Origin of the sequence: Corallococcus sp. CA054B, from assembly GCF_003611625.1 — a bacterium.
GTDB classification, from domain to species: domain Bacteria; phylum Myxococcota; class Myxococcia; order Myxococcales; family Myxococcaceae; genus Corallococcus; species Corallococcus coralloides.
This window is the reverse complement of the sequence record NZ_RAVY01000029.1, coordinates 1,289-26,276: the sequence shown is the minus strand read 5'-3', so window position 1 is coordinate 26,276 and position 24,988 is coordinate 1,289. Positions and strand designations below refer to the sequence as shown.

The following is a 24,988-nucleotide window of genomic DNA, read 5'->3' as shown; positions in this document are numbered from 1 at the left end:
CCTGAACTTCAGCACCGACCTCTTCGACCCCGCCACCGTCACGCGGATGATGGCGCACTTCCAGGCGCTGCTCGGCGCGCTCACGGCCCGCCCTGATGCGCCCGTGCGGGAGCAGTCGCTGCTCGACGGCGGGGAACGTCAGCGCGTGCTCGTGGACTGGAATGCCACGCAGCGTCCGCTCGCGCCCCACACCTTGCCGGAGCTGTTCGCGGCCCAGGTGCTCCGCGCTCCGGAGGCCGTCGCCGTCCAGCACGCAGGCCAGGGGCTCACCTATGCGGCGCTCGCGGAACGGGCGCGGCGGCTCGCCCGGCGCCTGCGCGCCTTTGGGCTCCCTCCGGAGGCTCGGGTCGCGCTGTGCGTGGAACGGGGCCTGGAGCTGGTGGTGGGGATGCTCGGCATCCTGGAAGCGGGCGGCTGCTACGTGCCCATGGACCCCGCCTATCCGCGCTCCCGCCTCGCGTTCATGTTCGAGGACGCGGGCGTCTCCGCGGTGGTGGGCCAGCGAGATTGGCTGAGCGCCCTTCCGGAGCACTCCCTGCCCACGGTGTGCCTGGAGCCGGACGTGGAGGAAGCTGGCCAGGAGCCGGCGCCTGCGTCCGCGGACGTCACCGTGCGGCCGGAGCAGCTGGCCTACGTGCTCTACACGTCGGGCTCCACGGGCACGCCCAAGGGCGTGGGCATCACGCACCAGTCCATCGTGCACCTGGTGCGGGACACGAACTACGTCCAGCTCGGGCCGGACGACTGCATGGTGCAGGCGGGTACGCCTTCGTTCGACCTGGCCACCTTCGAGGTCTGGGGCGCGCTGCTCAACGGCGCGCGGCTCGTCATCCTGCCGCGTGAAGTCACGCTGGCTCCGGCGGAGCTGGCTCGCACCCTGCGCGAGGTGGGCGCCACCACGGCCCTGTTCGCCACGGCCCTGTTCCACACCGTGGCGCGCGAAGTCCCCGACGCCTTCGCCACGATGCGCACGGTCCTCTACGCCGGTGAGGCCGCGAACGCGGATGCGGCTCGCGCGGTGCTGCGCGCGGGGCCTCCGGGCCGGCTGGTGAACCTGTACGGCCCCACGGAGACGACCGTGGGCGTCACCACGCATGACATCGTGGACCTGCCGGAGCACGCGACGTCCGTGCCCATCGGCCGGCCGATGACGCGCGTCCAGACGTACGTGCTGGATGCGCACGGACAGCCCGTGCCCGTGGGCGTTCCGGGAGAGCTGTACCTGGGCGGTGACGGCCTCGCCCGGGGCTACCTGGGGCGCCCCGAGCTGACGGCGGAGCGCTTCGTGCCTTCACCGTTCGGCGCAGTGCCCGGTGCGCGGCTGTACCGCACGGGCGACCGGGTGCGCTGGCTCGCGGATGGGACGCTGGACTTCCTGGGCCGCATGGACACGCAGGTGAAGCTGCGCGGCTTCCGCATCGAGCTGAGCGAGGTGGAGGCCATCCTCCGTCAGCACGCCTCGGTGAAGGCCGCGGTGGCGGGAGTCATCGAGGATCGCCTCGTGGCGTGGTTCGTGCCGGGCGCTCCGGTGGAGGCAGCGGCGTTGCGCGCCTTCCTCTCCGAACGGCTGCCCGCGCCGCTGGTGCCCTCCGCGTTCGTGTCGCTGGACGCATTGCCGCTCACGCCCGTGGGCAAGGTGGACCGCAAGGCGCTGCCCGCTCCGGATGCGCGCTCGGTCGCGGCCGGGCCCGTGGCTCCGGAGCGGATGACGCTCTTCCAGCAGCGCATCGCCACGCTGTTCCAGGAGCTGCTCCGCCTGGAGTCGGTGGGGCTGCATGACGACTTCTTCGTCATCGGGGGACACTCGCTGCTGGCCACGCAGCTCGTCTCGCGGCTGCGTTCGACCTTCGGCGTGGAGCTGCCGCTGCGCGCCCTCTTCGATGCGCCCACCGTCGCCCGGCTCACGGAGCGGGTGGAGGCCTGCCTCCTCTCGCGCGTGGAAGGACCGCGCGTCCCGGCCCTCGTCGCTACGTCGAGGGAGCGGGACCTGCCGGTGTCCTACGCGCAGCAGCGGCTGTGGGTGGTGGAGCAGCTCCGCCCCGGCGGCAGCCACTACACCCTCGCCACCGCGCTGCGGCTGGATGGCGCGCTGGACGTGGAGGCACTGCGCCGCGCACTGGAGCTCGTCGTCTCCCGGCATGAAGCCCTGCGCACCACGTTCGCGATGAGGGACGGACAGCCCGTCCAGCACGTGCACCCGGTGGGTGCGTGGGAGCTGCCGGTCACCGACCTGGCCCCCATGCCCCGGGAGTCTCGCGAGGCCGAGGCCCAGCGGCGCTCCGTGGAGGAGGCCGCCCTTCCCTTCGACCTGGGCCGGGGACCGGTGCTGCGCACGCGGCTGCTCCGCCTGGACGCGCGGGAGCACCTGTTGCTCCTGTGCATGCACCACATCGTCTCCGACGGCTGGTCGCTGGGCGTGCTCGTCCGCGAGGTGGCCGGCGCCTACGAGTCCTTCGCTTCGGGCCGGACACCCGTGTTGCCGGCGCTGCCGGTGCAGCCCGCGGACTTCGCCGTGTGGCAGCGCTCGTGGCTCCAGGGGGACGTGCTGGCGCGGGAGGTGTCGTGGTGGAAGCAGCACCTCGCCGGGGCGCCCCAGGTGCTGGAGCTGCCCGCGGACAAGGCGCGTCCTCCGCTCCAGTCCACGAAGGGGGCGCTGCTTCCCGTGCACCTTCCGTCCGCGGGCGTGGAGCGGTTGGTGGCGTTGGGCCGCTCGGAAGGCGCGACGCCGTACATGGCGCTGCTCGCGGTGTGGCAGGTGCTGCTGTCGCGGTACTCGCGACAGGAGGAGCTGCTGGTGGGCTCGCCCATCGCGGGCCGCGACCGCGCGGAGCTGGAGGGGCTGGTCGGCTTCTTCGTGAACACGCTGGTGCTGCGTGGGCGCGTGCGTCCGGGGGACTCGTTCCGGACGCTGCTCTCCCAGGTGCGGGCCACGGCGCTCGCCTCCTTCGAGCACCATGACCTGCCGTTCGAGAAGCTGGTGGAGGAGCTGAACGTGGCTCGCGACCTGAGCCGCAATCCGCTGGTGCAGGCGGTGTTCGCGCTCCAGAACGCACCCACCGGAGAGCTGAAGGCGCCGGGGCTCACGCTGCGGCCCGTGCCGGTGGACAACGCCACGGCCCGCTTCGACCTGGGCCTGTTGCTGCATGAGGCGCCGGACGGCCTGCGCGGCGTCATCGAATACAGCACGGACCTCTTCGAGCGTCCCACCGTGGAGCGGCTGGCCGGCCACCTGCGCGCGTTGCTGGACGCCGTCGTCACCGCTCCGGACCTTCCCCTGGCCCAGGTGGAATGGCTCACGCCCGAGGAGCGCCAGCAGGTGCTCACAGGCTGGAACGCCACCGGCGTGGACTACCCGCGTGAGTCGAACCTCGTGGAGCGCTTCGCGCTCCAGGTCGCCCAGCGTCCGGAGGCCATCGCGCTGGAAGCGGGCGACGCGCGGCTGACGTATTCGCGGCTGGATGCTCGGGCGAATGCGCTGGCCTGGGTGCTGCGCTCGCAGGGCGTGGGGCCGGATGCGCTGGTGGCGGTGTGCCTGGAGCGCTCGGTGGAGCTCGTCGTCACGCTCCTGGCCATCCTCAAGGCGGGCGGGGCCTATGTCCCGCTGGATGCCGCGTATCCGGCTCGGCGACTGGCGCTCATGCTGGAGGATGCGCCGCCCCGACTGCTCGTCACCACCCGTGCGCTGCGGGCGTCGCTGCCGGTCGCGGAGGGCGTGCCTTGTGTCTTCGTGGAGGAGACGCGCCTGGAGGAACAGCCCTCCACGGCTCCGGACGTGGCGCTGTCCTCGCGGAACCTGGCGTATGTGGACTTCACCTCCGGCAGCACCGGGCGCCCCAAGGGCGTCGCCGTGGAGCACCGGGGCGTGCTCCGGCTCCTGCACGGTGCCCCCTGGGCCCGCTTCACTCCGGACGAGACGTTCCTGCTGATGGCGCCGCTGTCCTTCGACGCGTCGACGTTGGAGCTGTGGGGGCCGCTGCTGTCCGGCGGCAGGCTCGTGGTGTTTCCGCCTCAGCCGCCCACCGACCTGGAGCTGCTGGGCCAGCTCATCCGCCGTCACGGCGTCACGTCGCTCTACCTGTCCGCGGGCTTGTTCGCGCAGGTGGTGGACGTGAAGCGCGAGGTGCTGAGCGGACTGCGGCAGCTCTTCGTTGGAGGGGACGTCCTGTCCCCCACGCACACGCGCCGCGTGGTGGAGACGCTGGGCCTTCCGGTGGTCAACGGCTACGGCCCCACCGAGGCCACCGTCTTCACCTGCTGCTTCCGCATGGAGCGGCCCGAGGACGTCCCGGCCGAATCGATTCCCATCGGGCCTCCGCTGCCGAACACGCGGGCGTTCGTGGTGGACGGCTCGCTGCGGCCGGTGCCCGTGGGTGTGCCGGGTGAGCTGCTCATCGGCGGGGACGGGCTCGCGCGGGGCTACCTCTCCCGCCCGGACCTCACCGCCGAGCGCTTCATCCCCCACCCCTTCGCCACCACGCCCGGAGAGCGCGTGTACCGCACGGGAGACCGGGTGCGCTGGCGCGCGGACGGGAGCCTGGAGTTCCTGGGCCGCATCGACACCCAGGTGAAGGTGCGCGGCTACCGCATCGAGCTGTCCGAGGTCGAAGCCGCCCTCAGGGACTGGCCCGCCCTCACCGACGCGGCCGTGCTCGTGCGCGAGGACGTGCCCGGCGACAAGCGGCTCGTGGCCTACGTGGTGGCCGGCGCGCTGGAGGTGCAGGCGCTGCGCGAACACCTGCGGCAGCGGCTGCCCGAGTACATGGTCCCGGCCGCGTTCGTCCCGCTGCCCGTGCTGCCGCTCACCGCCACCGGCAAGCTGGACCGCCAGGCCCTGCCCGCGCCGGACGTCGCGGCGAGTGCTCGCAAGGGGCGGTTCGTGGAGCCCGCGGATCCGCTGGAGGAACAGCTCGCGGCCATCTGGGCCCGGGAGCTGGGAGCCCGGAGCGTCGGCGTCCACGACCACTTCTTCGAGGACCTGGGCGGCACGTCGCTCACCGTGGTCCGCGTCGCCAGCCGGATGCACGAGGCGCTCCAGCGCGACGTGCCCGTGGTCTGGCTGTTCGAACACCCGACGGTCCACGGATTGGCCCGGCGGCTGGAGCGCGAAGGACTCCCCGCGCGCTCCAGCCTCGCGCCCATGCCATCCAGCTCCGCCTCCACGCCCGCGCCCATGCCGTCAGGGGGCGTGACGGACCGGACGGCGGCGCTGCCGTCGAACGCCATCGCCATCATCGGCATGTCCGGACGCTTCCCAGGCGCCGCGTCGGTGGAGGAGTTCTGGCGCAACCTGCGTGAAGGCGTGGAGTCCATCTCCCGCTTCACTCCCGAGGAGCTGGAGCCGATGCCCGGCCTGCCTCCGGGCGTGTCGCTGACCCAGCACCCGGGGTTCGTGCCCGCGCAAGGCGTGCTCGCGGATATCGATCAGTTCGATCCCGCGTTCTTCGACATGTCCCTGCGCGAGGCGCAGTGGACCGACCCGCAGCAGCGGATGTTCCTCCAGTGCGCGTGGGCGGCGCTGGAGGACGCGGGACTGGACCCCGCGCGCTTCCCGGGCGTCATCTCCCTCTTCGCGGGAGCGAACGAGTCCGGCTACGCGAACGAGGTGCAGCGGCACCTGCCGTTGGACTCGGCGGCGTTCTTCGAGCTGTACGGCACGGCGACCTACCAGAGCCTGCCGACGAAGGTGTCCTACAAGCTGGGGCTCACCGGCGAGAGCATGCTCGTGTACACGGCGTGCTCCACGGGGCTCGTGGCGGTGCACGTCGCGTGTCAGAACCTGTTGTCAGGCCTGTCGGACGTGGCGCTCGCGGGCGCGACGCGGCTGTCGGTGCCGCAGCGCACGGGCTACGTGCACCAGGAGGGGATGATCTACTCCCCGGACGGCCACTGCCGCGCCTTCGATGCGAAGGGCAAGGGCACCGTCTCCGGCAGCGGCGTGGCCGCCGTGGTGCTCAAACGGCTGGAGGACGCGGTCCGCGACGGCGACCCCATCCACGCCATCATCCGAGCCACCGCCGTGAACAACGACGGGCGCGACAAGTCCGGCTTCACGGCGCCCAGCGTGCAGGGTCAGGCGGCCGTCATCACGCAGGCGCTGCGCCGTTCGGGCGTGGCGGCGGGGGACATCGGCTACGTGGAGGCCCACGGGACGGCGACCCCGCTGGGTGACCCCATCGAGGTCGCGGCGCTCCAGCGCGCCTACGGTCTGGGGCCCGAGCACCGGGGCACGATCCCGCTGGCGTCGCTCAAGACGAACGTGGGCCACCTGGACACGGTGGCGGGGCTCGCGGGGCTCATCAAGGTCGCGCTGTCGCTGCGCGAGGAGGAGATTCCCCCCAGCCTCCACTTCGAGTCGCCGAACCCGCGGATCGACTTCGACGCGGGGCCGTTCTTCGTCAACACGCGCCTGCGCCCCTGGCCTCGGGGGAAGACGCCCCGGCGCGCGGCGGTGAGCTCGTTTGGTGTGGGCGGGACGAACGCGCACGCCGTGCTGGAGGAGGCGCCCGTCGTCCGGAGCGGGCCCACGACGCGCTCGCACCAGCTGTTCGTGCTGTCGGCGCGCTCGCCGGAGTCCCTGGAGGCGGGAGCGCTGGCGCTGGCGTCGCACGTGCTGGCGGACCGGTCGCCGGAGGCGCTGGAGGCCGCGTCGTTGAAGCTGGCGGATCAGGTGCTGTCCGCGCGTTCGCCGGAGGCCTTGGAGGCAGCGGCGAAGCAGCTCGCGTTGCGCGTGCTGTCGGCGCGATCGCCGGAGTCGCTGGAGGCGCTGTCGGCCCGGTTCTCGGTGGAGGTCGCGGGGAATGAGGGGGCGCTCGCGGACGCCGCGTACACGCAGGCGGTGGGACGCCGGGCCTTCGAGTACCGGCGCGTGGTGGTCGCCCGGGACGCGGCGGACCTGGCGCAGCAGCTTCGCAAGCCGGCCACGCCCTCGCGCTTGAAGGACGTGGAGGGAGCGCGCCGCAAGCGGGTGGCGTTCGTGTTCTCCGGTCAGGGCTCGCAGCAGGTGGGCATGGGCCGGGAGCTGGATGCGTCCGTGCCGGCGTTCCGCGCGCAGGTGGATGCGTGCCTGGCGCTGCTGGATGCGCCGCTGCGTTCGCGGGTGGAGACGCTGCTGCGTCCGGGACCGGGCCAGGAGGCGGAGGCGTCCGCGATGCTCTCCGACACCCGGGGCGCGCTGCCGGCGCTGTTCACGGTGCAGGTGGCGCTGGCTCGGCTGTGGCAGGCGTGGGGCATCGTTCCGCACGCCGTGCTGGGGCACAGCTTCGGCGAGTACGCCGCTGCCTGTGTCGCGGGCGTGCTCTTGCTGCCGGATGCGCTGCGGCTGGCCGTGGTCCGAGGCGAGCTGATGCACCGGCTGCCCCCGGGCGCGATGCTCGGCGTGGCGCTGTCGGCGGCGGAGGTCCAGCCGCTGCTGTCCGGACGGATGACGCTCGCGGCGATCAACGCACCGGACCGGTGTGTGGTTTCCGGTCCCGTGGACGAGGTGGAGCGCTTCCAGGCGGTGTTGCAGCAGCGCAAGGCGGGCGCGGTGCGCATGCCGTCGGGGCATGCGTTCCACTCGGCGGACGTGGAGCCGTTGATGGCGGAGCTGGCCCGCGCGGTGGGGGCGCTCCAGCGGAGCGAGCCTTCCGTGAGGTACGTCTCCAGCCTCACGGGGGCGCTGGCGCGTCCGGGTGAGCTTGCCGCGCCGGAGTACTGGGCCACGCAGATGCGGCAGCCCGTGCGCTTCACGGACGCGGTGGGTGCCCTGCTGGAGGAAGGGTGCAGCGTGCTGCTGGAGGTGGGGCCCGGTCAGGACCTCACCCCGCTGATTCGAGCGTGCCTGGGCGAGGACCGGGAGCGCGTGAAGGCGCTCGCGTCGCTGCGCCGGGGCGGTGCGACGACGGAGCAGTCGGGGTTGCTTCAGTGCGTGGGCGAGCTGTGGACGCAGGGGCTGGAGGTGGACTGGACCGCGTTCTACGCCCACGAGCAGCGCCGCCGCGTGCACCTGCCGACGTACCGCTTCCTGCGCAAGCGCTGCTGGGTGGAGCCTCGCGGTCAGGACGTTGCTGCTATCGAGTCGGGATCCGCGGGAAAGGGCGCTACGCCTACGCCCGTGGTGACCGCGTCCGCGCCTCGCACGGACCCGGTCGGCGGGCTCCCGCCGGCCTCCGCTCCGCCCGTCCGTGCTCACGCGACGGCGGGCCTGACCGACACGTCCGTGATGGCTCCGTCAACGCAGGCACAGGTAACCGCCTTCACCGGCACGATCGCGTCGTCCCCGGCTTCGCACGCTCCGTCCACGAGCCCGCACACCGACACGCTCGGGTTGTCCCCGGCCTCGCGCGCTCACACCGGCACGATAGCGTCGTCCCAGTCCTCGAACGCTCACACCGGCAAGCCCGGTCTGTCCTCCGCTTCGCCCGCGATCACGAGCGCAGGGGTGACGCCTCAGTCCATGGAGCTTCCTGCCCGCCCGGCTCCGGGGGCCCGTGCAGCGACACCTCCGTCCATGGAGCGCCCTGCCCTCCCGGTTCCGGGAGGCCGTGAGGACGCGCCTCGCGGGGACGTGGAGGTCCGCATCGCCACGCTGTGGCGTCAGCGCCTGGGCGTGGACTTCGTCGGACGCGACGACAACTTCCTGGAGCTGGGCGGCAACTCGCTGATGGCCGCGCAGCTCCTCAACCAGCTCCGCGACACCTTCCACGTCCAGGTGCCGCTGGCGGCCCTCTTCGAAGCGCCCACCGTCGCGGGGCTCGCCTCTCGCATCGAGCCGCTGCTCCAACAGGCCCCCGCCCAGGAGCCCACGCGCGAGCTGCCGCTCGTCCCCCGCTCGCGGACGGAGCCGCTGCCCCTGTCCTTCGTGCAGGAGCGGGTCTGGCGCCTGGAGCAGCACCTCCCCGGCCTGTCGGCGTACACGATTCCCTTCGTCCTGCGGCTGGAAGGCCCTGCCGACGCCGCCATCCTGGAGCGGGCCATCCAGGAGGTCGTCCAGCGCCACGAGGCCCTGCGCACCACCTACGACGCCGTGGACGGCAGGCCCGTGCAGCGCTTCCATCCCCACGTGCGCATCCCGCTTCCCCTCGTGGAGGTGGAAGGCACGCCCGAAGAACGCGAGGAGGCCGCCCTCCGCATCGCCCGCGAGGACGCCGCACGCCCCTTCGACCTGGTGCGAGGCCCCGTGCTGCGCACCACGCTCGTGCGCCTGCGCGCGGACCTGCACCTGCTGGTCTGCGCCATCCACCACGTCGTCTGCGACACCCTCTCCACGTCCCTCTTCCTCCAGGAGGTGGGCCAGCTCTACGCCGCCTTCCTCCAGGGCCGGCCGTCCCCGCTGGCGCCCCTGCCCGTGCAGTACGCGGACTTCGGCGCGTGGCAGCGGCAGTCGCTCGCGGAGGCGCGCTTCCCCGAACAGGAACAGTGGTGGCGTCAGCGCCTGGCAGGCATGCCCAAGCAGCTCGGCATCCCCACGGACCGGCCCCGGCCCGCGAGCTGCCCGCTCACTTCCGAGCGCATGGTGCTGGACTTCCCGCCAGCGCTCGCCGAAGCGCTCGTCGCCTTCGGACGCAGTGAAGGCTTCACGTCGTACATGACGGTGCTCGCCGCATGGAACGCGCTCCTGCACCGCTACACCGGGCAGGCGGACCTCATCGTCGGCACGCCCATTGGCAACCGCACGCGGCCGGAGCTGCTGCCGCTCATCGGCTACGTGGCGCACTCGGCGGCGTTCCGCACCCACGTGGGGGATGACCCGAGCTTCCGCGAGCTCCTGCACCGCGTGCGACGCGAGGTCACCGACGTGCAGTCGCGGCCGGACGTGCCCTTCGAGATGCTCGTCGAGCAGCTCGTCCCCGGACGCGACATCGGCCGGGAGCGGATGACGGACACGGTGTTCGTCTACCACTCGAACCTGGAGATGGGCGGCGACGCGCTGGCGGCCGTCGGAGCCAAGGGCACCTTCATCGAAGTCCCGGGCACGCCCGTGCAGTGGGGCGCCACGCTGTCGGACCTGACGCTCATCCTCACCGAGGAGCCCGGCCGCATTCACGGCGCGCTGGAGTACGCGACGGAGCTGTTCGACGCCTCCACCGCAAGGCGGATGCTGGAGCACCTCCAGGTGTTGCTCGGCGCGGCGCTGGCCCGGCCCGAGGAGCCCCTCTCCCGCCTGCCGCTGGCCACCGACGCCGAACGCCGCGCATGGCCCGCGCCCCCGCCCGCCACGCACGCCCCCGTCCTGCCCGCGCGGCTGCGTGAACACGCGCTGCGGCAGCCGGACACCGTCGCCGTGGAGCAGGCCGGGCGGACCTGGACCTGGCGGGAGCTGGCCTCGCGCGCGAGAAGGCTCGCGTTGACGCTGCGGGAGCAGGGACTCCGGCAGGGAGAGCCCGTGGCGCTCTGCCTCCGTGCGTCGCCGGAGAAGCTGGCCGCGCTGTGGGGTGTCCTGGAGGCAGGAGGCGCGCCGGTGGCGCTCGGGCCCACGGACCTGGACTCGCTGGCCGTCTATGCCGTGGAAGGCAGCGTCGTGCCCCGGCTCATCACCTGGCGTGGGCTCTTCACCTCGGCACGCCTGGAGTCCTCGCGCGTCCTGCACGTCGAAGAGGTGCTGGGAGACGCGTCGCCGTTGACGGTGACGGAGGCGCCGCCGCTTCCCTCGCCGGAGTCCCTGGCGTGGCTCCTGCCCATGGGCGCGGGCCAGCCCGCGTGGGCGTTGAGTCACACGTCGCTCACGGGCTTCTTCGCGGGCCTGGATGCGCGGCTGCGTCCAGCGCCGGGCACCACCTGGCTCGCCGCCTCCGAACCCGCTCCAGAGAAGCCCGAGCTGGAAGCCCTCTGGGCCCTGTCGCGCGGCCTGCGCGTGCTGTTCCCCTCCGAGGCCACCGCATCGCGCCGGGGTGCCTCGGACGAGGCGGCAGCGCGTCCGCTTCAGCTCAGCCTGTCGTACTTCGCCAATGACGAGGACTCGCTCACCGGGCCCAAGTACGAGCTGCTGATGGAGGGAGCGAAGTTCGCGGACGCGAACGGCTTCTCCGCCATCTGGACACCCGAGCGGCACTTCCACTCGTTCGGCGGCATCTACCCACAGCCCGCGGTGGTCTCCGCCGCGCTCGCGTCCGTGACGAAGCACCTGCGCCTGCGCTCCGGCAGCGTCGTGTTGCCGCTGCATGATCCGCTGCTCGTCGCGGAGCAGTGGGCCGTGGTGGACAACCTGTCGCAGGGCCGCGTCGACGTGTCGGTGGCCACGGGCTGGCACGTGCAGGACTTCATCTTCGCGCCCGGGAACTACGCAGACCGGCGCAACATCCTGCTGCGCCATCTGGAGACGCTGCGAGGCCTGTGGCGGGGAGACCGGCTGCGGCGTCCGGGCGGCAACGGCGTCACCGTGGAGGTGGGCCTGCGCCCGAAGCCGGTGCAGCGCGAGCTGCCCGTGTGGCTCACCGCCACCGCGAACCCGGAGACGTTCCGGCTCGCGGGCGAACTGGGCGCGGGCGTGCTCACGGGCCTCTTCGCCCACTCGCTGGAGGAGCTGAAGCCGAAGGTGGCCCTCTACCGCGAGGCGTGGCGCCGCAACGGCCACCCGGGCCGGGGCCACATCACCTGCATGCTGCACACGTACCTGGGAGACGACGAGGCGGAGGTCCTCCAGCGGGTGCGCAAGCCGCTGCTGGCGTACTTCCGGAGCTCGGCGGACATCACCACCTCGCTGCTCGCCGCGCAGGGCTACCAGGGGGAGATCGCCAAGGTGTCCCGAGAGGACATCGACGCGCTGCTGGAGCACACCTTCGAGCACCACGCGAAGGGCACCGGCCTCATCGGCACGGTGGAGAGCGGCATCCAGCGGCTGCGCGAGGTGCGGGCCTCGGATGTGGACGAGGTGACGTGCCTCATCGACTTCGGTCTGGAGACGCCGGTCGTGCTGGAAGGACTGGTGCGATTGGCCAGGGCACGCGAGGCCGTGGCCGCCGACGCGGCGTCACACTCGCGGCGCGTGCGCGGCGAGCAGGAGACGGATGCGGCGGAGGTGCTGTCCCTGGCGAAGCAATCGGGCGCGGTGCTGGTGAACACCACGGCACGGCTGGCCCGCGCGTTGACGGACCTCCCGGGAGCGCGTGAGGCCCTGGCCCCGGTGGGGGCATGGGTCCTGGAGAACGCGTCCGCGGAGCTGGCGTCCGCGCTCCAGCGGACGGCGGGCGGCGACGTGCTGCTCGCGGGGGAGGCCTGGAATGGAGGCCTGCTGCCGCGTGCGCCGGGAGAGAAGCTGCCTCCGGGCCTGGAGGTCTGGGTGCTGGACGCGGCCGGGGCGCCCGTGCCCACGGGCGTCGTCGGAGAGCTGGCCCTGTCGGGCGCGGGTCTGCCTGCCGCCCTGTGGAGGGCAACGGGTGAGGCGCCGGACCGGTTGGTGCCGCATCCTCGAAGTGGCTCCGCGAGCCTCTACCGCACGGGCCGCGCCGTGCGCCTGCGCGCCGATGGTCGTGTCGAGGCCATGAATCTCCCAGCCTTCAAGCTGCCCGCACCGCGCCCCGCGACTCCGGCCGCGACAGTGAAGGCCGGGGCTCCCAGCGCCTCCGGTGCGCTCCAGACGATCCCGCGTGCGCCGCGCGACCGGCCGTTGCCGCTGTCGTTCGCGCAGCAGCGCCTCTGGTACCTCCAGGAGCTGGAGCCGGAGAGCACCGCCTACAACAACGCGATCATCTTCCGGCTCACCGGGGCGCTGGATGCCGCCGCGCTCCAGACGGCGCTCCACTCGCTCGTGGAGCGCCATGAGGTCCTGCGCACCACCTATGCCCTGGGTGACACCGGGGCCGTGCAGGTCATCCACGCGACCGGCACCCTGCCCCTGGAGACGGAGGACGTTCCCGGCGACACGGCCGAGGCACGCGAGGCCGCCATGCTTCGCCGCTGCCAGGCGTACACCGCGACGCCCTTCCACCTGGACACAGGGCCCGTGGCCCGCGCGCTGCTGCTGCGGCTGGATCCGGACACGCACGTCCTCCACCTGCTCCTGCACCACGTCGTCTCCGACGCCTGGTGCACCCTGGTCCTCAGCCGCGAGCTTCCGGTCCTCTACGCCTGCGCCAGCGCGGGTGTTCCCTCCGTCCTGCCGCCCCTGCCGGTGCAGTACGCCGACCATGCCGTGTGGCAGCGCGCGTGGCTGACCGGGCCGGTGCTGGAGGAACAGGCCCGCTGGTGGAAGGACCTGCTCCAGGGCACGCCGCCATTGGAGCTGCCCACCGACCGTCCCCGCCCCGCCGCGCAGTCCTACGCGGGCGCCGCGCACGCCTTCCACCTGCCTCGCGAGCTGTCCGAGCCGCTCCTCGCGCTGGGCCGCCGTGAAGGCGCCACGTCCTTCATGGTCCTGATGGCGTTGTTCCAGGTGCTGCTCTCCCGCACGTCCGGACAGGACGACTTCGCGGTGGGCACGCCCATCGCGGGCCGCTCGCGCCCCGAGGTGGAAGGCCTGCTGGGCTGCTTCGTCAACACGCTCGCCTTCCGCGCGAGGCTCGACGGGGCTCCGGGCTTCCGGGAGCTCGTCTCGCGAGTGAAGCAGCAGGCCCTGGGCGGTTACGCACGCCAGGACATGCCCTTCGAGCAGCTGGTGGACGTGCTCCAGGCGCCACGCGACCTGAGCCGCACGCCGGTGTTCCAGACCGTCCTCAACGTCATCAACGTGCCCGAGGCCCAGACGACCGGAGGCGCAGGGCTCCAGATTGGCGGCGTGGACGTGCCGGTGACGACGTCCAAGTTCGACCTGTCCCTGGAGGTCTGGGAACAGCGCGACGGCCTGCGCTGCCGCCTGGAGTACGCCACCGCCCTCTTCGACGCCGCGACCCTGGAGCGCATGGCGGAGCACCTGTTCGTGCTGGCGAAGGCGGTCGTCGCCACACCGGACGCACCGGTCTCCACCCTGTCGCTGCTCACGCCGGCCGCGCGCGAACAGGTGCTGCGCGGTTGGAACGACACGCGAGTGGACTTCCCCGCTGGCGCCACGCTCCACCACCTCTTCGAGTCCCAGGCCGACCGCACGCCGGAGGCCATCGCGCTCCAGTTCGAGGACCAGCGCCTCACGTACGCGCAGCTCGAAGCCCGGGCCAACCAGCTCGCGCACCACCTGCGCGCGCAAGGCGCGGGGCCGGAGACGCTCGTGGGCGTCTGCATGGAGCGCTCGCTGGAGATGGTCGTCGCCCTCCTGGGCGTCCTGAAGTCCGGCGCGGCCTACGTCCCGCTGGATCCAGCCACGCCCACGGAACGGCTCGCCGGGATGTTGGAGGACACCGCTTCGCCCGTGCTCCTCGTGCAAGAGCGCTTCCGCGCCGCGCTGACTCCACACTCCGAGCACGTCATCGCGCGAGCTGTTCAGGAACGCGTCAGCACCGCGCACGTCCCCCCGCGAGACGTGCAGAAAGCCGCCAGCACTGCACTGCCGCCCCAGACTGCGCACGGCATCGCGCGGCCTGCGCCGGAGGACGCCCACGTCGCGCGACCTCCGCGTGCCGCGCGAGATGCGCAGGAAGCCGTCAGCACCGCGATGCCTCTCCGCGCTGCGCATGTCATCGCGCTCGACACCCAGTGGGAGGCCATCGCGCGCGAGCCCACCGTCCGGCCTTCGCCGCTTGCCGGTGAGGACTCGCTCGCCTACGTCATCTTCACGTCTGGCAGCACGGGCCGTCCCAAGGGCGCGATGAACGCGCACGCAGGTGTCGTCAACCGACTGCGCTGGATGCAGGGGCGCTACGGCCTGACGCCGTCGGACACGGTGCTGCAGAAGACGCCGTTCAGCTTCGACGTGTCCGTCTGGGAGTTCTTCTGGCCCCTGATGACGGGCGCGCGGCTGGTGCTCGCGCGGCCCGGCGGACACCAGGACCCGGACTACCTGGTGGCGCTGATGGCGCGCGAGGGCGTGACGACCACGCACTTCGTGCCGTCCATGCTGCGCGCCTTCGTGGAGGAGCCCGGCCTGGAATCCCTGCCGCGCCTGCGCCAGGTGATGTGCAGCGGCGAAGCCCTGCCCACGGACCTGGTACTCCGCGCCCAGGCGCGCCTGCCGCACACCACGCTGCACAACCTCTACGGCCCCACCGAGGCCGCCGTGGACGTGACGTCCTGGGAGTGCCCGCGAGACGAAGCCCTGCGAGTCGTGCCCATCGGCCGGCCCGTGGCCAACACTCGCATGTACGTCCTGGATGCCCACGGTCAGCCCGCGCCCGTAGGCATCCCGGGCGAGCTGTTCATCGGCGGCGTGCAGGTGGGCCGGGGCTACTGGCGCCGCCCTGCCCTCACCGCCGAGCGCTTCATCCCCGACGCCTTCAGTGACATGCCCGGCGCGCGCCTGTACCGCACGGGCGACATCGCCCGGTGGCGCACGGACGGCACGCTGGAGTACCTGGGCCGCGCCGACTTCCAGGTGAAGCTGCGAGGCTTCCGCATCGAACCAGGCGACATCGAAGCCGCGATCCAGTCCTGGCCCGGCGTGCGCGACACCGTGGCCATCGTGCGCCAGGAAGGCACGGGAGGACCTCGCCTCGTCGCCTACGTCCGCATCGACGGCGGGACGCTCGACACGGCGGGGCTGCGCGCGTTCCTGCACTCGCGGCTGCCCGAGTACATGGTGCCCTCCGCCATCGTCCGCCTGGACGCCCTGCCGCTCACGTCCAGCGGCAAGGTGGACCGCAAGGCCCTGCCCGCGCCGGACGCGCCCACCGCCAACCGCGCGGAGCCCATCGCCCCGCGCGACAACACCGAGCGCGCCCTGGCGGACATCTTCGCGCAGGTGCTCGGCATCGCGCGGGTCGGCGTGAGGGACAGCTTCTTCGAACTGGGCGGACACTCGCTGCTCGCGACCCAGGTGGCCGCGCGTGTGCGGGCTCGCCTGGGCCAGGAGGTGCCGCTGCGCACGCTGTTCGAAGCCCCCACCGTGGAGGCGCTCGCCCGGCGCATCACTCCGTCCAGCCCGGTGGCGCCCGCGCCAGCCGAGCCGCGGAAGGCCGAGCCCACTGGCCTCACGCCGTTGACCCGTGGCGTGCGGCCCGCCGTGCTGCCGCTGTCGTTCGCGCAGCAGCGGCTGTGGTTCATCCATCAACTGGGCACCGCGGACACGGCCTACAACATGCCGTTCTCGCTCCGGCTGGAAGGCACGCTGGATCTCGGCGCGCTCCAGCGGAGCTTCGACCGGCTGGTGCGCCGGCATGAAGTCCTGCGCACCACGTTCCGCGAGTACGAAGGCGCCCCGGAGCAGGTCATCCACGCGCCCGGTCCGCTGCCCCTGCGCCAGGTGGACCTCACCGGCATCCCGGACCTGGAGCAGCGGCACGCCGAAGCCACCAGGCTCGCCCGCGAAGAGGCGCGCACCCCGTTCGACCTGGAGCAGGGTCCCCTCCTCCGGGCCCTGTTGCTGAAGCTGTCGCCCACGGAGCACGTGCTGGTGCTGAACCTGCACCACATCGTCTCCGACGGCTGGTCCACCGGAGTCCTGGTGCGCGAGATGGGCGCGCTCTACGCCGCGCTCTCCAGGAACCTCCCCTCCCCGCTGCCCGAGCTGCCAGTGCAGTACGCCGACCACGCGCTGTGGCAACGCGACTGGTTGCAGGGCGCGGTGCTGGACGCGCAGCTCGGCTACTGGCGGCGGCAGCTGGAAGGCGCGCCGTCGCACCTGGAACTGCCCACGGACCATCCGCGTCCGGCCCGGCAGACCTTCCAGGGCGCCCTGATGCCCTACACCCTCCCGCGGGCCTCCAGCGAAGCCCTGGAGGCCCTGGCGAAGCACGAGGGCGCCACGCCGTACATGGTGCTGCTGGCCGCGTTCCAGGTGCTGCTCGGCCGCTACGCCGGCCAGGACGATGTGCTGGTGGGCTCGCCCATCGCGGGCCGCCGCCACGCCGAATCCGAGGCGCTCATCGGCTACTTCGCCAACACCGTCGTCCTGCGCACCCGGCTGCGCGAGGACGACACCTTCCACTCCCTGCTGGCGCGCGTGCGGGACACCACCCTGGGCGCCTACGAGCACCAGGACCTCCCATTCGAGAAGCTCGTCGAGGTGTTGCACCCCGCACGCGACGCATCCCGCACGCCGCTCTTCCAGGTCACGTTCACGCTGCAGAACGCACCGCTGCCGCCGCTGGCCCTGCCCGGCCTGACGTTCCAGCCGATGAACGCCGACCCGGGCGCCATCCGCTTCGACCTGGAGCTGCTGCTGCACCGCTCGCCCGAGGGCTTCACGGGAGGCCTCAACTTCAACACCGCCCTGTTCACACCTGGAACGGTGGCCGGGATGGCCCGGCACCTGAACGTGCTGCTCGAAGCCGCGGTGGCTGCGCCCGGGACGCCGCTCACGCACCTGCCGCTGCTGACGCCCGAGGAGCGGAACCAGGTGCTCTCCACCTGGAACGACACCGCGACGGAGTATCCACGTGACGCCTCCGTGCCCGCGCTGTTCGCGGAGCAGGCCGCGCGCACGCCGGACGCCATCGCCGTGAGGATGCCCGCGAGTCCGGGGGCCTTCCTCTCGCCGGACATGGGGCCAGGTGCAGCGCGAGAGTTCACGTATGGCGAACTGGATCGCCGCTCGAACCAGCTCGCGCACCATCTGCGCCGGCTGGGCGTGCGGCCTGGGGACCGCGTGGGGCTGTGCGTGGAGCGTTCGCCGGAGCTCGTCGTCGGCATGCTCGGCATCCTCAAGACGGGCGCGGCCTACGTGCCTGTGGAGGCGAAGGCCCCTGCGGACCGCACGGCCTGGGTGCTCCAGGAGGCGGGCGTCGGCGTACTCGTCACGCAGGAAGCGCTGGCGGATGAGCTGCCGGCGGTGACCGGGCTGCTCGTGCTGATGGACGCGGAAGCGGACCTGATCGCGAAGCAGCCGGTCACGCCGCTGGACGTGCGGGTGCCCGCGGAGGCGCTCGCCTACGTGATGTTCACGTCAGGCAGCACCGGCCGTCCCAAGGGTGTCTGCGTACCCCACCGGGGCATCGTGCGCCTCGTCCGGGGCAATGGCTTCATCGCCTTCGGTCCGGAGCAGGTGTTCCTCCAGGCCGCGCCGGTCGCGTTCGACGCCTCCACGCTGGAGCTCTGGGGCGCGCTGCTGCATGGCGCGAAGCTGGTGCTCGCACCGCCGCAGGCGCTCTCGCTGTCGGAGCTGGGCACGCTGCTCGCCGTGGAGGGCGTCACCACGCTGTGGCTCACCGCCGCCCTCTTCGAGCAGATGGTCCTTCACGAAGGCGCCTCGGCCGCGGGCGTGCGGCAGGTGCTGGCGGGCGGGGACGTGCTGCCCGTGCCTCGCGTGCGGGAACACCTGTCACGGATGGCGCCGGACGCCGTGCTCGTCAACGGGTACGGCCCCACGGAGAACACCACCTTCTCCACCACGCACACGCTGCGGGCGAGGAACACCGTGGAGCGCTCGGTCCCCATTGGCCGGCCGCTGGCGAACTCCACCGCGTGGGTGCTGGACGCGCACCTCCAGCCCCTGCCGCCGGGACTCCCCGGCGAGCTGTACGTCGGCGGTGACGGTCTGGCCTGGGGCTACCTCCAGAGGCCGGACCTCACCGCCGAGCGATTCATCCCCCATCCCCACTCCGCCACGCCGGGCGCCCGCCTGTACCGCACGGGTGACCGGGCGCGCTGGCGCGTCGATGGCACGCTCGAGTTCCTGGGCCGCACCGACTTCCAGCTCAAGCTGCGCGGCTTCCGCATCGAACCCGGAGAAGTGGAGGCCGTGCTGCGCGAGGCTCCGGACGTGCGCGAGGCCATGGTGCTCGCGCGCGAGGATGTTTCCGGTGAGAAGCGGCTCGTGGCCTACGTGGTCCTCGAAGGAGACAGCGCCAGCACCGACCGCGTGAAGACCCACGCGCAGCGACAGCTCCCCGACTACATGGTGCCGTCCGCATGGGTGGCGCTGACATCCCTGCCGCTGACAACGAACGGCAAGGTGGACCGCAAGGCCCTGCCCGCGCCCGAAGCGCCCCGGTCAACCGGGTCCACGCGCGAAGCCCCCCGCAACGCGGTGGAGACCCAGCTCGCGGCCATCTGGGCGGAGGTGCTGCACCTGGACGCCGTGGGCATCCACGATGACTTCTTCGACCTGGGAGGCCATTCGCTCCTAGCCACGCAGGTGGTGTCGCGGATCCGCTCGGTGCTGGGCGTGGAGCTGCCCTTGGGGGAGCTGTTCAACGCGCCCACGGTGGCCGCGCTCGCCCGGCACCTGGGCGCCACCACGAATCGCAGCGAGCACGTGCCGCCGCTCATCCGGGCCCCGAGGCCCCCGCTGCTGCCGCTGTCATTCGCGCAGCAGCGGCTGTGGTTCATCGACCAGCTCGAACCGGGCAGCGCCCTCTACAACATGCCCGTCGCCCTGCGGCTGCTCGGCGCGCTGGACGAGGCCGCGCTGAAGGGGAGCCTGGACGCGCTGATGGCGCGGCACGAATCCCTGCGCACCACCTTCCGCACGGAAGCGGGCCAGCCGGTGCAGCACATCCACACGCAGGCCACCGTGCCGCTGGAGCGCGTGGACCTGACCCCGTTGGAGGACACCGAGGCCCGGCTGCGCGAAGCGGAGCGCCGGGTGACGGAGGAGTCCCAGCGGCCGTTCGACCTGGAGCAGGGCCCCGTCATCCGAGCCCTGCTGCTCAGGCTCGCGGCCGAGGAGTACGTGCTGGTGCTGCACCTCCACCACATCGTCAGCGACGGCTGGTCCCTGGGCGTGATGGTGCGCGAGCTCACCGCCCTCTACGCGGCCCTGCGTGAAGGCCGTCCGCCCGCGCTCCCGGAGCTGCCCGTGCAGTACGCGGACTTCGCGCTCTGGCAGCGCGCCTGGCTCCAGGGGGAGGCGCTGGAGGCGCAGCTCGCATGGTGGACCCGGCAGCTCGAAGGAGCCCCCCGGGCGCTGGAACTGCCCACCGACAAGCCCCGCCCCGCCGTCTCCACCCAGCGTGGCGACACGGTGCCGGTGCACCTGCCCCTCGCCCTGTCCGAGCGCGTGGAGGCCCTGGCGAAGCAGGAAGGCGCCACGCCCTTCATGGTGCTGCTCGCGGCCTTCCAGACGGTGCTGCACCGCTACTCCGGCCAGGACGACGTGCTGGTGGGCACGCCCATCGCGAACCGCCGCCACGCGGAGACCGAGGGCCTCATCGGCTTCTTCGTCAACACGCTGGTGCTGCGTGGGAGCTTCGGCGCCCGGGCGACGTTCCGGGAGTTGCTGGCGCAGGTGCGCGCCACGACGTTGGGCGCCTACGAGCACCAGGACGTCCCCTTCGAGCGGCTGGTGGAGTCCCTGCAAACGACGCGCGACCTGGGGCGCATGCCGCTGTTCCAGGTGATGTTCGCGCTCCAGAACGCGCCGGTGCCGGAGCTGTCGCTGCCCGGCCTCACCGTGCGCCCGGCAGTCCTCGCGGAGCGGACCACGTCGCAGTTCGACCTGAGCCTGGAGCTGGACCGCCGTGAGGACGGCTTCCGGGGCAAGCTCGAATACGCCACGGACCTCTTCGAGCGTCCCACCATGGCGCGGCTTCTCACCCACCTCCGGGTGCTGCTGGAGGATGTGCTCACGGATCCGGATGGACCGCTGTCCGGACTGTCCCTCGTTTCGGAGGAGGAACGGCGACAGCTCCTGGGCGACCTGGCCGGAGGCGTGTCGCCCTTCGATGGTGACGGCACGCTGCACGGCCGCTTCGAGGCGCAGGTGGCGCGGACTCCGGACGCGGACGCCTTGGTGTTCGGGGACACGACCCTGTCGTTCCAGCAGCTCAACGCACGGGCCAACCGGCTCGCCTGGCACCTGAAATCGCTGGGCGTGGGCCCGGAGGTCACGGTGGGCCTGTGCCTGGAGCGCTCGGTGGAGGCCATCGTCGCGCTGCTCGCGGTGAACAAGGCCGGGGGCGCCTTCGTGCCGCTGGATCCGTCGGCCCCCGCCGCGCGCAAGTCGTTCGTCCTCAAGGACTGTGGCGCGTCCGTACTGGTGACGACGCAGGCCCTACTGGAGGCGTGGCGCCCGGACGTGCCCCACCTGGTGCGGATGGACGCAAAACCTGTCCGACTGTCCGACAGGTTCTCGGAGGCCGCCCCGGCGGCAGAGGAAGGCCCGGAACTTGTCCGACTGTCCGACAGGTTCTCGGACAGCCCGGCGCCGACGGCGGAGGACGGATCGGAACCTGTCCGGCTGCCCGACAGGTCTTTAGAAGACGCACCGGCGGAGGAGGAACACCCGGAACCTGTCCGACTGTCCGACAGGTTTTTGGAAACCGCCCCGGCGGCGGGGGGCGACTCGGAACCTGTCCGACTGTCCGACAGGTTTTCGGACAACCTGCCGCAGACCGCGGTGCCGGGGAACCTCGCCTACGTCATCTACACCTCCGGCTCCACCGGCACGCCCAAGGGCGTGATGGTGCGCCACCGTTCGGTGCTCCACCTGCGCCATGCGCTCTCGCGGACCGTGTACGCGGGACAGCCGCCGGGGCTCCGGGTCGGCGTCAACGCGCCGTTGTTCTTCGACGCGTCCGTGTACCAGCTCCTCTGGCTCGTGGATGGCCACTGCGTGTGCCTGGTCCCGGGGGACCTCCGGCTGGAGCCGGAGCGAATGCTCACGTGGCTGGAGCAGACGCGGGTGGATACGTTGGACGTCACCCCCGCGCAGCTGAAGCTCCTGCTGGATGCGGGGATGTTGGAGCGCCCCCGCCTGCCGTCACTGCTGCTGGTGGGCGGCGAGGCCCTGGACGAAGTGCTCTGGCGGCGGCTCGCCGCGACCCGGCGCACTCGGGCCTTCAACACCTACGGCCCCACCGAGTGCACCGTGGCGACCACCGCGTGGGAGCTGGAGGAAACGTCCCCCGCGCTGCCCGTCATCGGCCGGCCGTTCGACAACCTGCGCGCGTACGTGCTCGATGAACGGCAGGAACTGGTGCCCTTCGGCCTGCCGGGAGAGCTGTGCTTCGCCGGAGAAGGCGTCGCGCGCGGCTACCTGGGCCGGCCGCACCTGACCGCCGAGCGCTTCATGCCGGACCCGTTCGGCACGGAGCCTGGAACGCGCCTGTACCGCACGGGCGACAAGGCCCGGTGGCGCGAGGACGGGACGCTCGAGTTCATGGGCCGCCTGGACTTCCAGGTGAAGCTGCGAGGCCACCGCATCGAGCTGGGCGAAATCGAGTCCACGCTGCGCGCCCACCCCGGCGTCCGGGATGCGGTGGCCCTGGTACGCGAGGACGTTCCGGGCGACGCGCGCCTCGTTGCCTACGTCACGCCGGAGGTGGACGCCGCTCCGCTGCACGAGCACCTGCGAAGGCACCTGCCCGATTACATGGTGCCGGCCGTCCTCCTCGCCGTGCCCGTCCTGCCCCTGACTCCAAACGGAAAGGTGGACCGCAAGGCCCTGCCCGCACCGGACGCGTCGTCGCGCTCGGTACGTGCCTTCGAGCCTCCCGCGACCCCCACCGAGGAGCGCCTCGCCGCCATCTGGGAGGAGCTGCTCCGCGTGTCCGGCGTGGGCCGTCACGACAACTTCTTCGAGCTGGGTGGGCATTCGCTGTTGGCCACGCAGATGGTGTCGCGCGTGCGCACCCACTTCGGTGTGGAGTTGCGCGTCCGGGCCCTCTTCGAAACGCCGACCGTAGCGGGCATCGCCCGGCGGCTGATGGACGCGGCGTCCACGCCCACGCTGCCGCCGCTGACGAGGACTCAGGGAGACGAACTCGCGCCCCTGTCCTTCGCGCAGCAGCGGCTGTGGTTCATCGACCAGTTGGAGCCGGGCAGCCCGCTCTACAACATGCCCTTCGCGCTGCGGCTGTCCGGAGCGCTGGACGTCCCCGCCCTCCAGCGGGCCTTCGACGCGCTGGTGCAGCGGCACGAAACCCTGCGCACGACGTTCGAGGCGCACGACGGAACGCCACGTCAGCGCATCCATCCCGCGCCCACGGGAATGCTGCGCACGGAGGACCTGGTGGCCCTGCCCGCGGACGCGCGTGAAGCCGAGGTGTGGCGCCGGGTGGACGCGGAGGCGCTGCGGCCCTTCGACCTGGGCACGGGTCCCCTCGCGCGCTTCACCCTGCTGCGGCTGGATGCGCGGGAGCACGTGCTCCTGCTGTGCACGCATCACAGCGTCTCCGATGGCTGGTCCTTCGGCGTGCTCGTGCGCGAGCTGGTGGCGCTCTACGAAGCCTTCCGCCACGGCCAGCCGTCGCCACTGCCGGAGCTGCCCGTGCAGTACGCGGACTTCTCCCGGTGGCAGGCCGCGTGGCTGGAAGGCCAGGTGCTGGAGGGACAGCTCGACTGGTGGAAGCGCCAGCTCGAAGGGGCGCCGCATGCGCTGGCGCTGCCCACGGACCGGCCCCGTCCGGCCCGCCGCTCCGCACAGGGAGCGCGGTGGCCCGTCCAGCTGACACCGGCCTCGAGTGACGCAGTGGAAGCGCTGGCGAAGCGGGAAGGCGCCACGCCCTTCATGGTGCTCGTGGCCGCATTCCAGCTGCTGCTGTCGCGGTACTCCGACCAGGACGACGTGCTCGTGGGCACGCCCATCGCGAACCGCCGTCACGCGGAGACCGAAGGCCTCATCGGCTTCTTCGTCAACACGCTGGTCCTCCGCGCCCGCTTCACCGCGGACACGTCGTTCCGGAAGGTCCTCGCGCAGGTGCGTGCGACCACGCTCGGCGCATACGAACACCAGGACATCCCCTTCGAGCGGCTGGTGGACGCGCTCCAGCCCGAACGCGACCTGGGCCGCACGCCGCTCTTCCAGTCCCTCTTCGCGCTGCACAACACGCCGGAGCCAGAGGTCGCCCTCCCGGGCCTCACGCTGAAGGCGGTGGAGGTCACTCCCTCGGCGGCGAAGTTCGATCTGGACCTGGCCCTCACCCGGCAGCCCGACGGCTTCCAGGGTGCGCTCACGTACAGCACGGACCTCTTCGACGCCGCCACGGTCCAGCGGCTGGTGGAGCGCTGGAGCACGCTGCTGGAGACAGTCCTCACCAATCCCGACGCCCCCCTGGACCGGCGGCCGTTGCTGACGGACGAGGAGCTTCGCCAGATGCACGTCCCGAAGACACCGGACGCCCGTCCCTCCGAAACCCCGGTGGTCGCGCCCCGCGATGACATGGAGCGGGAGCTGGTGGCGCTGTGGGAGGAGCTGCTGGGCGTCCGTCCCATTGGCGTGACGCGTCCGTTCTTCGACCTGGGCGGTCACTCCCTGCTCGCCGTGAAGCTGATGGCGCGCATCCGGGAGCGCTTCCACCGCGAGCTGCCCCTGGCCGCCCTCTTCCAGGCGCCCACGGTGGAGACGCTGGCCCGGCTGCTACGACAGGCCCCCGCAGTCTTCACCCCGCTCGTGCCCATCCAGCGCGAGGGCTCGCAGCGGCCCTTCTTCTGCGTCCACCCCGTGGGCGGCAACGTGCTCGCGTACGCGGCGTTGGCGAAGCAGCTGGGCCCGGACCAGCCCTTCTACGGGCTCCAGTCCCAGGGGCTCGATGGAAGCCGTCCGCCGCTCGACACGGTGGAGGCGATGGCGGCGCTCTACGTGTCCGCCGTGCGCACCGTGCAGCCCCAGGGTCCCTACCGGCTGGGCGGCTGGTCCATGGGAGGCGTGGTGGCCTTCGAGATGGCCCGTCAGCTCCAGGCCCGGGGCGAGGCCGTGGAGCTCGTGGCCCTCATCGATGCGAGCCCGGCGACGGACGACCGCGTGCCGCTCGACGTGGACGACGCAGGCCAGGTCGCCGCGCTGTTCGAGCTCGACCAGGGCCAGCTCGCGGCGCCGGAAGCGGCCACGGAGGCGGGGCGCACGCTCCTGCACGTCTTCACCCGCAACCTGCGCGCCCTGAAGCACCACCATCCCGGAACGTTCACCGGCCGCGTCCTCCTGCTCCAGGCGGGCGAAGACCCGGCACGCGGCGACGACGGATGGAGCGCGCACGTTCAGGGCGAGCTGACGCGGGAGGTGCTCCCCGGCGCCACCCACTACACGCTGCTGCGTGCCCCCCATGTCCAACGGCTCGCGGAGCGGCTGACGGAGGCGCTCCAGCCAATGGAATGGGACACGTCTCGATGA

General features: G+C 72.2%; 1 protein-coding gene (only partly in view). It reads left to right on the top strand.

Annotated elements, in window-relative coordinates; all coding sequences use genetic code 11:
• Positions 1–24,988 carry the 3' portion of a non-ribosomal peptide synthase/polyketide synthase gene (locus D7V80_RS10160; RefSeq protein WP_120587961.1) on the top strand. Its footprint begins 7,595 nt before the window's first position, so only the last 24,988 of its 32,583 coding nucleotides appear in the window; its start codon lies off the left edge, out of view; it ends in the stop codon at positions 24,986–24,988.